Annotated in this window: 4 protein-coding genes; all 4 read left to right on the top strand. The window is 76.6% G+C overall.

Annotated elements, in window-relative coordinates:
- Positions 1 to 147: 147 nt before the first annotated feature.
- On the top strand, positions 148 to 2,742 hold the full coding sequence (locus ACWD3O_RS15740; RefSeq protein WP_451416233.1) for a hypothetical protein: 2,595 nt from the start codon (positions 148 to 150) through the stop codon (positions 2,740 to 2,742).
- Entirely contained in the window at positions 2,739 to 6,602 is a 3,864-nt protein-coding gene (locus ACWD3O_RS15735) for a DUF6603 domain-containing protein (RefSeq protein ID WP_451416232.1), read from the top strand. The genes ACWD3O_RS15740 and ACWD3O_RS15735 overlap by 4 nt, the downstream gene beginning before the upstream one ends.
- Positions 6,599 to 11,839 (top strand): hypothetical protein, encoded by a 5,241-nt coding sequence (locus tag ACWD3O_RS15730; RefSeq protein ID WP_451416231.1) that lies wholly within the window; start codon positions 6,599 to 6,601, stop codon positions 11,837 to 11,839. Before ACWD3O_RS15735 ends, ACWD3O_RS15730 begins: the two co-directional genes overlap by 4 nt.
- Positions 11,840 to 12,274: 435 nt before the next feature.
- Positions 12,275 to 17,134, top strand: coding sequence for a hypothetical protein (locus ACWD3O_RS15725; protein WP_451416230.1), 4,860 nt, complete (start codon positions 12,275 to 12,277; stop codon positions 17,132 to 17,134).
- Positions 17,135 to 17,191 lie beyond the last annotated feature (57 nt).

The raw sequence follows: 17,191 nt of genomic DNA, 5'->3' as shown, positions 1-17,191 counted from the left end.
ATATGCGGTCTTCGTCGTGACGATTGCGTGAAGAAGGTCTTCACGTCGCGCTCGTCCGTCTGTGCGACGTTGCTGAACCGCCGTGGCCGACCACCCGGCGGTGCTCCGGCGCGGGGGGACTCCGCCGTGCCCTGAAGCGGAGGAACCATGGGGGATTCGGGGGTCGGCGGCAGCATGCCCGCACTGCCGTCGCTGGACGTCGAGAAGCTGCCGCTGGTGCTGGCCGGGCCGATGGTGCGGCGCGTGGACGAGGCGGGCGTGACCGTCTTCCTCGCGCTCAAGGCCGCCCGGAAGGTGACGCTGGAGGTGTCCACCGGGAGCAGCGGACCGCTGGCGGAGCCGGTGGCCCGCGGCACCGCCGTGACCGCGCGGATCGGTGAACACCTGCACGTCGTGGCGGTCACCGCCCGCCCCGCGTCGGCCGGCGCGCTCCGGCCGGGGACCGTGCACCGGTACACCGTGCGGTTCTCCCCGGACACCGCCGCCCCGGACACGCCCGTTCCGGCCGGTGCGCCCGATCTGTTCAGCGACGGCGTCGTCCACGCCAAGGGCGACCAGGCGCGCGCACGCCTGCTCTACGGCGACGGCGCGCCCGACCGGCCGAGCTTCGTCACCCCGCCCGACCACCCGTCGAAGCTGCGCCTCTTCCACGCCTCCTGCCGCAAGCCGCACGGTCCCGGACTGGACGCCCTGGCCATCCTCAACCAGGTCCTCGCGGCCGACATCGGCAAGCCCGCCCACCGCCCGCAGCAGCTCTTCCTCACCGGCGACCAGATCTACGCCGACGACGTGGCCGAGGTGATGCTGCACATGTGCACGCAGTACGGGCGCGTCCTGCTGGGCCGCGACGAGACCTTCCCCACCCTGCCCCGCGAGCACCGGCTGCTGCTGATGAAGCCCGGCAAGCGGCAGCAGCTCACCGTCGAGGACTTCCACCTCACCGGCGACGTCAGCCACTCGCACCTGCTCACCCTCGGTGAGTTCTATGTCATGTACCTGCTGTGCTGGTCGGACACGCTGTGGCCCGAGGGGTTCGACCTGCGTCGGCTCTTCCCGCAGTTCTACGAGGACGACTACCGGACCATCGGCAGTCCGGACCCGGACCAGGCCGAGAAGCTCCGGTTCGCGTACTCCCACCGCAGGAGGTCGCTGGGCGTCTACAAGGAGTTCCTCGACCGCTGCGGCCACATCAAGAACTTCGCGGAGACGGTCCCCGACGTGCGGCGGGCGCTCGCCAACACCGCGACGTACATGATGTTCGACGACCACGAGATCACCGACGACTGGTACATCGCCTCGTCCTGGGTCGACGACGTCTGCTCCACCGACCACGGCCGGCGCTTCCTCGGCAACGGCCTGGCCGCCTACGCGGTCTTCCAGCACTGGGGCAACGCCCCGGCGGCCTTCGGGCCGGGACCCGAGGGCGAGGCCGGACGCGACCTGCTGACCGCCCTGGCCCAGCCCGACCACTCCGCGCCCGGCCCGGCCGCCGTGATCGCCCGCCGCACCGGGGTGCCCAGCGGCACCGCCTCCGGCCGCATGGTGCGGGAGGACGGCTCCATGGACTGGCACTACAGCGTCGACTGGCCCGCCCACCAGCTCGTCGCCGTGGACACCCGCACCCAACGCGTCTTCCGCGGCGGCCCGAAGGACTCGCCGGCGCTCTTCTGGTCCGACGCCTCCTACCGGGCGATGCTTGAATCGGCGCCCGACCGGGGGACCGAGAAGGTCACCGTGCTGCTGTCGCCCTGCCCGGTGCTCGGCCACCCGCAGATCGAGGAGATCGCCCAGCCCGCGATCAGGAAGTACATGGAGACGGGCTACCTCTGGCAGGACTGCGAGGCCTGGTGCCACGACGAGGACGCCTTCCAGAAGTTCCTCGCCCGCCTCTTCGGCCAGGCCGCACCCGGCCCCGACGGTGTCCGGCGGCGGCGGGTGATCTCGCTGGGCGGCGACGTCCACTACGGATTCGCCGTCCGCATGCGCTACGGCGCCGTCAATCCGTACAAGGCGCCGGCGGGCAAGGTGCGCGGCGTCCTGGCCCAGCTCACCGCCAGCGCCCTGAAGAACGAGTCGGGCGGCACCAGGACCCTGCAGACCCTCGGCTACGCCCTCACCGCCCCCTGGGCCACCCACCTGGGCTGGAACGTGCCACCGGGCGGCAGGATCGCCGTCGACGTGGAGGGGCTGCCCGGCGACCCGCCGCAACGCACGCTGCTCACCAGGTCGCCCGGGCTCGTCAAACCGCCGCGTGGACGGAAGGTGCTGAGCCCCACGCCCGACTGGGAGTGCCTGTACGAGTACGTCGAGCACGACGACCCCATGGCGACACCCCGCCCCAACGCGACGATCCCCGTCGCCTTCCCGCCCGACGACCCGCGCCAGGCCGTCGCCGACTACGCCGCCGCCTCCGGCAACCACTTCTCCTACCTGGTGAAGGGCACCGGGCGGGCGATCGTCGGACACAACAACATCGGCGAGGTCACCTTCGCCTGGGGCGCCGGCGACGACAAGGCCGTGCGCCAGACCCTGTGGTGGCGCTTCGACGGGCAGAGGACGGCCGCCCCGCTCACCCGCTTCGTCCTCCCACTGCCCCTCGGTCCCGACGCCGGGACGCCCGCCCCGGACCCCCACGCCCCCGGCACCCACGGCACCGCCCCCGGCCTCGGCGGGGACGCCCGCGAGGCCGCACCGTCCACCGGCCCGGCGGACCTCCCCGCGAACGAAGGGACCCAGGCATGACCACCCCGCAGGAGACCCCTTCCGCCTCCGAGGAACAGCCCGCGGCGCCCGCCGGGACCGCCGACGGCCAGGCGGCCCTGGTGGAGGAGGTGCTGCGGCTGATCGAGCCGCTCACCCACTCCGCCGCCAACCCGATGGCGCTCGCCCGCTTCCTCGCCGCGACCGGCTGGCGGCCCGAGGCCGCCGGGGACGGGGCCGGGGAACAGGTCGCCGCCTGGCTCGAGGACGTCGCCGGGGTGGTCGGCTCCCTGCGGCAGGCGGTGGAGCACCCGCCGCAGGACCTCGACGGTCTGAAGGACCTGCTCGAGACCGTGGGCGCGGCCGTCCAGGTCGTGCGCACCGTCCCGCCCGCTCTCGCCGACCTCGACCCCGGCCGGTTCGCCGAGGACGTCGTCCAGCACCTGGTCACCGACTGGCTGCGGCTCCACCACCCCCTGCTGCGTTCCGTCCTGCTGCTGCTCGGCGTGCTCGTCGAGGAGGACCCCGCCTCCGGCGGAGCGGCGGGGGAGACCGTGATCGGTGCCGAGGGCGCCGCCGTCCGTGTCCCGACGGCCCGGGACCGGCTGCGCCCCGAGCGGCTGGTGGAACTGGTCCGCGACCCCGTCGGAGCGCTCCGGGCCCTCTACCTGCCGGACGGGCTCGTCGACGAGGAGGCCGCCGACGCCTTCGCCGCGCTCCTGCTGCCCCGGCTCGCCGACCTGCTGCGCGCGCTCGGCGTCGAGGACGTGCTGGCCGGCCTCGGCGACACCGGCGGCACCGACCTGACGCCCGCCTCGGTGGCCCTCGGCCGCCGGATGCTCACCTTCCAGCTGCCGGTGCTCCCCTCCGCCGCGGCCACCGGGACGGCCGTCACCCTCGGGGCCACCCTCGGCATCGGCTCGCCCGGCACCGGCGACCTCGGTGTGGTCCTGGTGCCCCGTGGATCCGCCGCGTTCCAGCGGCAGTTCGGGGAGTGGGTGCTGCGCGCGGACCTCGCGGGAGCGGGCCCGGCCGTCGCGCTCGGCCCGGGCGGCGTCACCTTCTCCGGCGGCGCTCCCACCGGCGGCCGCGCCGAACTCGGCCTGGAACTGCGCAAGGGGGACCCCTCGGGCGGCGGCCATGAGCCGCCCGCCCTGCTGCTGGGCAGCGCCGACGGCACCCGGCTGGAGATCGGCTCGTTCCGCGCCTGGGTACGCGCCGTCCTCGAACAGGGGCGACCCGGGGAGCCCGACCCCTCCGACGTCGAGATCGGCCTGGCCGCCGACAAGGCCGCCGTGGTCGTCTCGGGCGGCGACGGCGACGGCTTCCTCGCCTCCGTCCTGCCCGCCGACGGACTGCGCACCGAGTTCGCCCTCGGCCTGCGCTGGTCCCGCCGCAGGGGTCTGACCTTCGCCGGCTCCGGCGGCCTGGACGCCGTCCTGCCGGTCAACGCCCGCCTCGGGCCCATCGAACTCGTCTCCGTGCGCCTGGAGTTGCTGGCCGACGCGGAGAGCGAGGAACTGACCGCGCGGGTCGGCGCCACCGCCCGGCTCACCCTCGGCCCCGTCACCGCCACCGTGGAAGGGATCGGGCTGGAGGCCGGTCTGTCCGCCCAGGACGGCAACCTCGGCCCGGTCGGCCTCGGCGCCGGCTTCGCGCCGCCCAAGGGCGCCGCGCTCGAGGTCGCCGCGGGCCCCGTCACCGGGGGCGGCTACCTCTTCTTCGACGAGGCCAAGGAGGAGTACGCGGGAGTCCTCGCCCTCCAGTTGGAGAGCATCGCGCTGACCGCCGTCGGCCTGCTCACCACCCGGATGCCCGACGGGGCGGACGGATTCTCGCTGCTCATCCTGGTGTGCGCCGAGTTCACCCCGATGCAGCTCGGGTTCGGCTTCACGCTCAACGGCGTCGGCGGCCTGATCGGCATCAACCGCTCCGTGTCGGTGGACACCCTGCGGGCCGGTATCCGCACCAAGGCGCTCGACTCCGTCCTCTTCCCCCGCGACCCGCTGGCCCGCGCCCCCGAGATCGCCGCCACCCTCGGCGCCGTCTTCCCGCCCACCCCGGGCCGGCACGTCGTCGGCCCGATGGCCCGGATCGGCTGGGGCACGCCCACCCTGCTCACCCTCGACCTCGCCCTGCTGCTCGAACTGCCCACACCGGTACGGCTGGTGCTGCTCGGCAGGCTGCGGATGGCGCTCCCCACCGAGGAGCGGGCCGTGGTGGTCGTCAACATGGACGTCTTCGGGGTGATCGACTTCGAGCGGGGCGAGGCGTCCGTCGACGCCACCCTGTACGACTCGCGGATCGCCGCGTTCGCGCTCACCGGCGACATGGCGATGCGGGCCCGCTGGAAGGGCGGGAGCAGCTTCGCGCTGTCGGCCGGCGGGTTCCATCCGCGCTTCCAGCGCCCGGAGGGGTTCCCGGAACTGCGCCGGCTGGCGATCTCCCTGCTGAACGGCGACAACCCCCGTCTGCGGCTGGAGGCGTACTTCGCGCTCACGTCCAACACCGTGCAGTTCGGCGCCCGTCTGGAGCTCTACGCGGCCGCGCTCGGCTTCAGCATCGACGGGATGCTGTCCTTCGACGCCCTGGTGCAGCTCGAACCGTTCGGCTTCCAGGTCGACATCGGCGGACGCCTCACCCTCAAGCGGGGCAGCCGCACCCTGATGGGCGTCGGCGTGGAGGTCGCGCTCTCCGGCCCCACCCCGTGGCACGTGCGCGGCAAGGCCCGCTTCGAGATCCTCTTCTTCAGCGGCGAGATCAGCTTCGACCGCACCTTCGGCGCCCGGACCACCCCCGCGGCACTGCCCGCGGCGGTCGACGTGGCCGCCAAGGTCGAGGAGGCGATGGCCGACCCGCGCAACTGGACGGCCCAGCTCACCGGGCCCGGCCGCACCGTCGTCAGCCTCCGGCAACTGCCGGACACCGACGGGCAGTTGGTCGTGCACCCGCTCGGCGGGCTGTCGTTCACCCAGCGGGTGGCCCCGCTCGGGCTCACCCTGCAGCGGTTCGGCGGGGCGCCCGTCACGGGCGCCCGCAGGCTCGACCTCGACCCCGAGCTCACCGTCGAGGACGCCGACCCCGCCACCGCCACCGCGCCGGTCCCGCTGCGGCTCACCCCCACCCGGGACCACTTCGCGCCCGCCCAGTTCCTCGACCTGACCGACGAGGAGAAGCTCTCCGCGCCCTCCTTCGAACGACTGGTGGCCGGCGGCACCGCCGAGGGAGCGCTCGCCGCCGACCGGGAGCTCGACGGTGTGCACGGCTCCGCGCTCGGCCATGAGGAGGTCGTGGTGGACGGCCCGCACCGCACCGTCACCGCCGCCACCACCGCGGCCGCCTCCGCCGGAGGGCCGGCCGAACCCCTGACCGCGGCCGCCCTGCGCACCGCGGCCTCCCCGGCCGCCCGTGCCGCCACCCGCCGCACCGGACGGCAGGGCTTCGCCGCCCGCCCGCGCACCCTCGGCGTCCGCGACACCGGCTGGACGGTCCTCGGCGCGGACGCCGCCCACCCGGCCTCCCGCACGGCCCGCGCCACCGCGGCGCCCACCCCGGTCCGCGCCACCGGGGCGGGCGCCACCGCGGCGCCCACCCCGGTCCGCGCCACCGGGGCGCCCACCCCGGTCCGCGCCGCCACCTGGGCGGAGGCCGCGGAACTGCGCCGCACCCTCCGCCGGTCCGGCGGCCAGGACCTGCGCCTGGTTCCCGACACGCCGGACCTCGCCGCCACGGAGTTCGCCGCCGCGTTCGCCGCCGCGGACCCCACGGCCCCGGGCTTCACGGCGGCCGACGACCGCGGCACCCCGACCGCCGCCGGGCCCGGGCCCGGAACCCCGCCGGACGCGAAGACCGCGGAGCCCCACCACACGACCGACGAGAACACCGCCGGAGGCACCCGTTGAGCGGCCTGACCTTTCTCTCCTGGGTCCGCGAAGGACTCGCCGCCGCCGGCGGGGCACCCGACCCCGGGGCCGGTGCCATGGACGCGCGCAACCACGTCGTCCTGCGGCCCCGGCTCACCGGCCGGGCCCCGGTGGACGTGCCCGCCCGCCTGCTCGGCCCCGGGGACGTCATCGGCGTCGACGCGGCACAGGTCCTGCGGACCTTCCCCGCGCCCGGCACCTCCGACGCGGAACCGCACCTGTTCCCCGCCGTCGAGTTCGACCGCCCCGACCTGCCCTGGATGTTCACCCCGGCCGGAGCGGGAGAGCAGGACCGGCTGCGGCCCTGGCTGGTGCTGGTCGTGGTGGAGGCGGACCGGGCCGCCCTGCTGCCCGCGGCCGCCGCCCTGCCCGTGCTGCGCTGCCCGGTGGACCGGCTGCCCGACCTCGCCCAGTCCTGGGCCTGGGCCCACGCCCAGGTCACCACGGAGGACGGCGACGGCCCGGCCGAGGTGGACCGGCTGCTCGCCGAGGAACCGGACCGCACCCTCTCGCGGCTGATCTGCCCCCGCCGGCTGCGCCCGCACACCCGGTACCTGGCCGCCGTGGTCCCCGCCTTCGAGGCCGGACGCCTCGCGGGCCTCGGCCTGCCCGTCCCGGACGGCCCGCTACTCCCGGCCTGGCCGGCCCCCGACGCGGCGGCGGCGGGCGAGCCGGCCGAGATCGACCTGCCCGTCCACCACCACTGGAGCTTCGGCACCGGCCAGGACGGGGACTTCGAGTCCCTGGTCCGCGCCCTGACCCCGCGCGCCCTCCCCGGCGACGTCGGCACCCGCCCCCTGGACGTCGGCGCCGCCGGACACGGCCTGCCCGCCCTCCCCGACGGACATCCCGGCCGCGTCCTCGACCTGGAGGGGGCGCTGCGCGGCGCCGGCACCGACGCCCGGCCCTGGGACAAGGACACCGCCGCCGCCTTCCGCTCCGCCTACACCGACGTCCTCGACACCGGCTCCGGCGGGGCGGAACTCACCCCACCCGTCTACGGCGCCGCCCAGGCCGGCCGCGACGCGCTGCCCTCCCCGCAGGCCGGCCCCACCTGGCTGCGTGAACTCAACCTCGACCCCCGGCACCGCGCCGCCGCCGCGCTCGGCGCCGAGGTGGTGCGCCGCCACCAGGAGGACCTGGTCGCCGCGGCCTGGGACCAGGCGGCCGAACTGCGGCGCGCCAACGAAACCCTGAGACAGGGCCAGCTGGCCCGCACCGTCAGCGACCGGCTGCACCGCCGGCTCCCCGGCGCCACACCGCTCGGCACCCCGGCCGCCGACGACGCGGCCGACGCGCGGCTCCTGCAGATGACCGCCGCCGCCCGCGCCGCCGTCCACTTCGGCACCGGAACCGCCGCCGGCGAACTGGCCCGCAACAAGGAAGCCGCCGCCGCCCTCGATCCCGCCCTGCGGCGCCTGCTGCGCCCCGGTGGCCCGGTCGCCCGCCGCGCCGCCGCCACCGGGACCCGCCCCACCGGCGCCGACACCGCCGTCACCGGCCTGGCCGCCGCGCTGGCCCGCCGCACCGAGCGGGCGGTGCCGGAACTGGCCACCCCGCCGGGACTCAGCGGAGTGGAGGACCTGCCCGGCGAGGAGGACTTCGACTCCCTCACCGAGGACCGGCTCACCACCCGCTGGTGGGAGCTGAACCCCACCACCCCCAGGGAAGGCGTCGACCCCGTCACCCCGGTGATCCGCTGGGTCGGGGCCGGCCTGAGCAACCGGGTCTTCGTGGTCACCACCGACGGCCGGCTGATGTCCCGGGTGACCCAGGGCAACATCCCCGGCTGGGTCGACCACGGCACACCGCCCGGCACCACCGCCACGTCGGCCCCCGTCGCCTGCCAGGACCTGCACATCTTCGTCACCGGCGCCGACGGCACCCTGCGCCAGCTCTTCTGGGACGGCGACCGCTGGGTGTGGCTCGACCACGGCAGGCGCGGCACCGCCCCGCTGAACGGCGGCGACGGCGCGCTCGCGGCCGTCGTCCGCCGCAGCCCTGCCGGCGGCCCGGGCAACAACCAGTACCTCAACCAGACGGTCTACTGCACGGACACCGACGGCTTCCTGCACGCCCTCAAGGGCAAGGGACCGAACTGGAACTGGGAGGCCGGCCGCATGCCCGAGGAACGCAGCATCCGCGGCGTCCGGGTGGTGGGCCCCTGGGCGCTCAACCTGCTCGACACCGACGGCAAACTGCTGCGGTGGGCGGACGAGGGATCCGGCTGGGTCGCCACCCCCGTCAACGGCTTTCCGCTGTCCCCCGTCTTCGACGTCTGGCGGGGCGTGCCCGACGGCACCGGCGCCGACAGGAACATGGGCTCGGGCGTGGACGGAGTCCTCAAGATCTGCGCCAAACACCCCCTCTTCGGGCTCCTCCTCTGGCAGCCCGTCCAGGGCGCGCCGAGCGTCGCCGGGATGCCCGGCCGTACCCGGGACGACCGGACCCTGGTCTGCACCACCGACGCGCGCATCCTGGCCGTGGCCTTCTCCGACACCCTCGACGCCGTCACCGTCGGCGGCGGCCGCATACCGGGCGTGCCCGACCAGGGCCTGATCGCCACCGTCTCGGGGAACGTCGTCCACGCCGTCGCCGGCGGCGAGCTGTGGCACGCCGACCTCGGCGGCGACAACACCTGGCGCAACCTCGGCCGCCCCGTCCTCGGCGGCAAGGGCGCCCTGGAGGCCGCCCCGCCGCAGGACATCCGCTGGCGGCCCCAGCTCGGCTTCTTCTCCAACCTCCTGGTCGGGCACGTCGACGCCCCGGCCGGCGCCAACACGCCCTACCTGCGGGTGGGCCGCGCCACCGACTTCGACGCCACGGTCCGCGGCGGCTGGTCCCTGAAGACGGGACTCGGCGGATGGATGACCCACGAGGTCACCCAGGGCTTCGGCATCGCCGCCGCCGACATGGACAAGCCGAGGAACGGCCGCCCCGACGTGGTGCTCTTCTGGATCGAGGAGACCCGCAACGGGACCACCGACGGCAACTTCGGCCGCTACGCCATCGGCCGCGACCTCGACGCCAACGGCGACCCCACCCGATGGGTCGGCCCGGTCGCCATGCCCAGCCCGATGTCCACCCCCACCGGCTCGGGCGGCGCGCTCACCGAGTACGTGCACGTCGGCGGCGGAAGCTGCACCCTCGCCGACCTCGACGGCGACGGCAACCAGGAACTGATCGTCGTCTACCTCGGCGGGTTCACCGGCAACCGCCGCCTCTTCCTGCGCATCGGATGGAACATCGACCCCGACACCGGCCTCGCCCGGGGCGGCTGGGAGGACTCCGTCGAGATCCCCTGGCCCGGCCGGCCCTCGGAGACCGCGCCGCGGGTGCGCGCCGTGGACGTCGCGGTCGCCGACCTCGACCACGACCTGCGCCCCGAGCTGATCGTGATGCTGATGGAGGAGAACGGGAGCCAGGTCACCGGCTCCTACCGCGTCGGCTGGAAGATCAACGCCCGTGGCAGGGTCACCGGCGGCTGGAGCAACGTCCGTGCCGTACCCGGCAGTTGGCCGGCCGTCGCCGGAGCCGGCATCGCCGTCGCCGACTTCTCGGGCAGCGAGAAGCCCGACCTGGCCGTCCTGGTCGTGGAGGACGGCCCCACCGCCAACTCCGCCACCTACCGCGTCGGCTGGGACGTCGAGGGCGCCGCCGGCCCCCGGGCCTGGTCCGACGCCATGCCCGCCCACCAGGGCGCCTGGTACGGCTGGCTCAACGAGGGCGCCGGCCTGGCCGTCGTCGACCTGCCCGGCTCCACCGCCCAGCGGCGCACCACCATCACCGCCCACTTCCGCACCGCCGCCAGGGCCCACCAGCGCGCCCTGCTCGCCGCCCAGGCCCGCGCCGTCCGCGGCGACGAGCCCGCCGTGCCGCTCAGCGGCGTCGCCGACGCGGTCCGCGCCGCCACCGACCCGGAGCGGGCCGTCACCGGCCGGGTCGCGGCCCGGATCGACGGGGCGGACCTCCTCGGCGGCGCCCTGCCCGACCCGCTCGGCCCGCTCCTCGCCCCGCCCTCGTTCGACCGGCCGATGGCCGAACTCCTCACCGAGCTCGGCGCCGACCACCTGCTGCCCGGAGCGGAGAACGTCCCGCCCGAGACGGTCACCCTGCTGCGCGCCAACGGACCGTTCATCGAGGCGTTCCTGGCCGGCGCCAACCACGAGCTCGGCCGGGAGCTGCTGTGGCGGGAGTTCCCCACCGACCGCACCGCCACCTCCTTCCGCCACTTCTGGGACGCCCGCGGCCTGCACGAGCCCGGGCAGGAGCCGCCGGACGTGCCGCCGATGCGGTCCTGGCAGCGGTTCGCCCGCCTCGGCGAGACCCTGCGGCGCCCGCCCGGCGGGGACGACGCCGTGGTGCTGCTGATCCGCGGCGAACTGGTGCGGCGCTTCCCGTCCCTCGGCGTGCACGCCCGCCGGGCGCTGGCGCCCCTCACTCCCGGCGGCGCGCGCCGCCTCGCCCCGGACCGCACCGACCCCGTCTTCCGGGGCACCGTCGGCGAGGACGTGCTGTTCCTGGGCTTCCCGTTCACCGCCGCCGACGCGCTGGGGGAGCACGACGGAAGCCACGGCTTCTTCCTCGTCTTCGAGGAGCACCCCGGGGCGCCCTCCTTCGGCCTGGACGTCCCGCCCGCCGACGCGGCCTGGGGAGTGCCCCCGGCCGCCTGGCAGGACACCGACTGGGCGGCGCTCACCGGTTCGCCGGAAGAACTCGACGCGCTCCGGCACGTCGACACCACCGCGCTGGACGCCACCCCCAGGCCGGTGCGCCCCGGTGAGAGCACGCCGCCGCAGGTCTGGGGACGCAACGCGGCCGCGATGGCCCGGATCACCCTGCAGCGGCCGGTCCGGGTCGCGTACCACGCCTCCGCCCTGCTGCCCGCCCACGGGCCCGGTCTGCGCGTCACCCACGTCCGCAAGCGGATCCCGGGCAGCGACCAGGTCTTCGTCCGCGAGATCGCCGGCCGGTACCCCGACGGCGGCTGGTGGACCCTCTCCGCGATCGAGGCACTGGACGCCCTCGACGCCCGGCAGTCCTTCTACGTCGAGACCGAACCCGGCCACCGGGTCGCGCTCGTCCCGGTCTCCGACGGCTCCGGCGGCCGCCACCTGCGCACCGCCGCCGACGAGGACCCCACCGACAACCTCCTCTCCCTGCCGCCCATCCCCGACGAGGCATACCGCCCCCGCCCCACCCTCCCGTCCCGCTGACCGCCGGGCGCGGGTCCCGCCCGGGCGCCGCGCCCGCCGACGGCCCGCACACCGACGACGCACCGGACCGCCGAACCGTCAGGCGCCCGCGCGTCGCGGCGCCTGTTCTTCTTTGGCCCGCTTCGCCCTGACACCCCGTCGGGGTGAAGGCACCCACCCGGGTGCCTCGCCCGGGCACCCGCCCGGCGCCGCTCCCGAGCACCAGCACCACACCACCGACCGATCCCGCCGACGCCCCGCCACCGACCGATTCCGCCGACGCCGCACCACCGACCGAACCGACAGACGCCCGGAAGCACACCAGCCGGAACCCCGTCACCGCTCGCCCCGCCCGCGCCCGCCAGGCGGGCGGGAGCGGGGGGACCAGCGGGCGACCCCGCGCCACCGCCGCGCCCACCGACTCGACCACCACCCACGCCACCTGGACGGACGCCGATGACCGCACCGACGCCCCCGGCCTGGACCCTCAGCACCGCGTTGCCCGTGGTGCTGCTCCCGGTCCGGCTGGAGACCCGCTTCACCGCCACCGAACTCCTCGTCCGTATCTATCCGGACGAGATCCACGTCGACACCCACGAGGCTCCGCTGACCGAGGACGAGGACCTCTACGGCCGCCGTCACTGGCGGACCGTCTGGGAGGCCCGCGGCGACGCGCCCACCGAGGAGGCGGCCTGGACGGAGCTCGCCGGGCGGTTCGGGGCCGAACGCGCCGGATGGATCGCCCGCGTCCTGGAGCCCGTCAACCCGCTCGAACGCCCGAAGCCCGGCGACAGCGCCGCCGCGGCCCCCCGGTTCCCCGACCCCGGCCCGCACCGTGAGGCCGCGTGGACCCGGCGGGCGGTGGCCCGCGCGCTGCCCACCCGCTGGTACGTCGTCGGACGGCCCCAGGAGGCCGGCGCGCCCGCCGTCACCCGGGTCACCCGCCCCGTCGCGGGCCCCTCCGGCGGCCCCCTGCCCGTCGGACCGGCGCCCACCGCCGACCTGGAGGACCTCGACCCCGCCGCGCCGCCCACCGACGAGGCCACCCGCTGGCTGGTCGACTTCGCCGCCGCCGAGGCCGTCGGCATGGCGGTCCGCCTGCCGCGCGGCACCGGGTACGCACAGGTCCTCGCCTACGGAGTGCACGAGGGCGGCGCGGAGACCGCCACCGCCGAACTGTCCGCCCTCCTCGAGGCCCAGTACCACACCCGCGGCCTGGGGTACGTCCCGCCCGGCGCCCCCTCCAACAACACCGGCACCGCGACCTCCCGCTACAGCCGCGACGACCAGGAGACGCGCGACGCCTACCGCGTCCGGATCGCCGACCAGGCGCCGGCCGACCCGGAGAGCAACGCCAGGGCGACCTGCCGGGCCCTCGGCCTGCAGCCCGTCACCGACCTCGACGGCGTCAAGGGCCCCGACGGCATGAACCGCCCCGCCCCGCTGTCCCGCGCCCGCGACGCCCGCCGCCGCGACCAGGCCGCCGCCCGCCACATGGCCACCGCCCTGTGGGAGGCGACCTGGGGGTACTACCTCGCCCAGTTCGGCGAGGGCCACTTCACCGACGCGCAGATCCGCGGCGCCCGCGAGCACGCCCGGCGCTTCCTGCGCCCCGGCGGCCCGCTGCCCGCCCTGCGCGTCGGCGCCCAGCCCTACGGCCTGCTGCCCGTGCTGGCGCTGGACCGCTGGACCGACCTGGAGGGCGACGGCCTCGGCGCGCCACCGCTGCCGCCGGCCGTCCCCGCCTTCCTGCGCACCCTGCGCGACCGGGTCTGGGCCCCGTCCGCCGCCGACCCGGCGGCCGTCCCCCGCATCACCCGCGGCGCGGCCGGCCGGCACACCGTGGCCGAGATCCTCGGCATGGCCCCCACCGCCCGGCGCGTCCACGCCCGCAGCGGCCTGGGAACCGACTACGTCACCGCCCTCTGGCGGTTCGGCCCGCTCGCCCTCAACGACCAATGGCGCACCGGCCTGGCCTCCCAGACCGCCTCGCTCTCCGCCCGGCTCGGGCTGCCGCGCTGGGAACTCGGCCCGGGACGCCTGCTGTTCGCCAAGGAGTCCTGGCCGCTCGACAACCCCTGGACCGACGCGCCCGCCGGCACCCCCGGAGGAACCCCCGCCGAATACCTCACCGCCCTCGCCACCCCGGTCCACCCGGCGCCCGCCTGGGCCCAGGTCCCGTCCGTGCAGGACCGCGGCAACCTGCCCTGGGCCCGCTGGTGGCACGACCTCGGCAGCGGCCCCGCCGCCGCCACGGGCACCCCGCTCCTCTACCGCCTGGTCCGGCACTCGCTGCTCGCCGAGTACGCCCGCGCCGTGGACATCGTGCTGGGCACCGGCACCGCCGGCCGACGCGAACCGGAGGTGGTGGACACCGACCCGGAGGCGCTCACCGTCACCGTCTGGAACCGGGCCCGGCGCGCCGTCCCCGGCACCGGGCTGAGCGCCGACACCTACCTGTGGACCGACGCCGCCCGGCAGCGGCCCGAACTCGCCCCTCTGTACCAGGCGCTGGAGTCCGCCCGCGCGCTCGCGGCACTGCCCTCCGGCGAACTCGAACTGCTGCTCGCCCAGACCCTGGACGCCACCTCCCACCGTCTGGACGCCTGGATCACCTCCCTGGCCACCCGCCGTCTGGAACACCTCCGCACCCGCGCCTCCTCCGGCAGCCACCTCGGCGGTTACGGCTGGCTGCTGGACGTGGTGCCCCGCTCCACCGCGCCGGCCCAGGTCCCCGCCGAGCGCCGGCCGGCGGGGGAGAGGACCGACCCGCTCGCGGCCCCCGGCGACAGCAGGCCGTGGACCCTGTTCGCCGCCGACAACACCGCGGGCCCCGTCCACGCGCCCTCCCTCGCCCAGGCCACCACCGCGGCCCTGCTGCGCGCCGCGCAGCGCGCCCACGGGGACCGGCCCGACACCCCCACCGCCGTCGACCTCACCTCCACCAGGGCCCGCACCGCCGCCTGGCTGATCGACGGCGTCCGCCAGGGTCGGCCGCTCGGCTCCCTGCTCGGCTACCGCTTCGAACGCGCCCTGCAGGACCACCCGTCGGGCACCCTCGCCTCCTGGACCGACCGCTTCCGCGAACTCGCCCCCACCACCGCCACCCATGTCGCGCACGACGGCACGGTGGAGGAGCGCGTGGTCGCCGAGGACGTCACCGACGGCCTGCGGCTGCACCGCCGCCGCGCCGCCGGCCGCCTCGACCTGGTCCGCACGGTCGGCGTCCCGGCCGGCTCCACCGCCGAGATCACCGCGCTCACCGAGGTGCTGGACGACCTGGACGACGCCGTGGACGCCGTCGCCGACACCCTGCTGGTCGAGGGCGTCCACCAGGCCGCCCAAGGCAACCCCGTGCGGGCCGGCGCCACCGTCGACGCCATGGGCAACGGCGAGGCGCCGCCGCCGGAACTCGAGTCCCTGCGCACCCCCCGCCCCGGCGACGCCGTCACCCACCGGGTGATCGTCCTGCTGCCCGACCCGGCCGCCACCCCGGCCGCCCAGGGACCGCGTGCCCTGGCCAAGGACCCCGGCGGCGGGGCGGGAGAGACCCCGCCGATCTACGCGCCGCGGCCGCCGGAGGACGACGGCCCGCTCCCCGGCGGCGGCATCGCGGTCCCGCCCCCGGAGGAGAACCCCGGCCCCGTCCCGCCCGGCGACCCCGTCCCGGTCCCGCTTCCGGACGACGGCCCCGGCGGCCCGCCGGGAGGCGGCGACGGCCCGGGCGGCCCCGGCGGCGGCTCCGGCGGCCAGGACCCGGTGCCCGTCGGATCCGTGTGGCCCGCCGACCCGGCCACCCAGAGCCGCGCCGTGGCCGAACCCGCCCTCGACGCATGGCTGGCCGCACTGCTGCCCGACCCGGCCGGCCTCACCCTCACCGTCCGGCTGACCGACGGCGCCACCCGTGCCGTTCCGCTCGCCGGGCTGCCGCTCTCCCCGCTCGACCTGCTCGCCCTCGGCCTCTCCCCGGACGCCCTCCCCGGCTCCGACCTCGAACGGCACCTGCTGCAGCACGCCGACACGCGGCTCGCCGCCGAAGGGACGGCCGCCCGCCCGGTCGCCGTGGTCGCCGACGAGGACGGACTCGGCCTGCTGCTGGAGACCGTCCGGGCCGCCCGTGAACTCCTGCGCACCGCACGGCCGTTGCGCCCCGCCGACCTGGCCGCCCCGGAGGCCGCGCCGACCGCGGCGGACGGCACCGGAGGGGACGGCACCGGAGGGGACGACAGCGGCCCGGCCGACCCGGCCCTGACCGCCCGCGCCCTGGCCGTCCGCGCCGTCGTCGACCAGGCCGCGGCCGACCTCGCCACCCCGGCCGGCGTCCCCGCCGCCCTCCGGATCGACGCCCACCACCGCGGCCTCACCACGGCGAGCCTGCTCGGCGTGCCCGCGGCGGCGCCCCCGCTCCGGCCCCGCCCCGGCACCCCGGCCGACCGGTCGGCCGAACACGCCGCCCTGCTGGGCTCCCTCGCCGCCACCGTCGCCCCGGAACTCGGGCGCCGCCGCGCCCGCGCGGACCAGCTGGCCGCCGCCCGCACCGCCGGCACCCTCACCGCCCGGCAGTGGGCCGAACAGACCCTCACCGCCCTCCTGGGCACCGACCTCGTCCTGCTGCCCTCCTTCGACGCCCCACCGCCCGGCGACCTGACCGACTCCCTCGCCCACGCCGACACCCTCCTCGACGGCGACCCGCACGCCCCCGTCGGCTGGCTCACCCGCCTCGGCCGGGTCCGCCGCGGTGTGGAACGCCTGGTCACCACCCTCGGCTACGCCGAGGCCCTGGAAACGGGCGACGCCCTCACCGCGGTCGTCGCCCAGACCCCGTACACGCCCCCCGGCCCGGACCCGGACCGCGTGGAACGCTGGGCCGCCCTGCCCTCCGCCACCGGCGGCAGCCCCGGCGCCCGGCTCTCCCTCGTCCTGCACACCCCCGGCGCGCCCGTGCCCGACGAACTGCTCACCGGCCGCCTGCGCGGGCTGGTCGTCGACGAATGGACCGAGGTGGTGCCCCGCACCGAGCAGACCACCGGCCTCGCCCTGCACGTCGACGCCCCGGACGCGGCCCCGCCGCAGGCCGTCCTGCTCGCCGTGCCGCCGGACGCCTCCCCGACCTGGACGCCCGAACTGCTGGGCGCCACCGTCGAGTCGGCCCTCCAACTCGCCAGACTGCGTGCCGTCGACCACGAGGCACTGCACCCCGACAGCCCCACCGCCGTCGCCGACATCGGGCAGCTCGCGCCCGCCGCCGTCCTCGCCGCCAACGTCGCCCACCGGGACGCCGTCGCCACCGACTTCACCCGAGGCCTTCCGCAGTAACCCCGGACAGCCGGGCGGTCCGCCGGCAACGGACCGCCCGGCCCGATCCGGGAGCAC

Source organism: Streptomyces sp. NPDC002640 (assembly GCF_053592575.1).
The sequence above is the reverse complement of the archived record's forward strand: the minus strand, read 5'-3'. Positions and strand labels throughout refer to the sequence as shown.

Excerpts from the sequence above, each read along its gene's own strand:
- ACWD3O_RS15740 (WP_451416233.1), top strand. The coding sequence starts at position 148 with ATGGGGGATTCGGGGGTCGGCGGCAGCATGCCCGCACTGCCGTCGCTG.
- ACWD3O_RS15735 (WP_451416232.1), top strand. The coding sequence starts at position 2,739 with ATGACCACCCCGCAGGAGACCCCTTCCGCCTCCGAGGAACAGCCCGCG.
- ACWD3O_RS15725 (WP_451416230.1), top strand. The coding sequence starts at position 12,275 with ATGACCGCACCGACGCCCCCGGCCTGGACCCTCAGCACCGCGTTGCCC.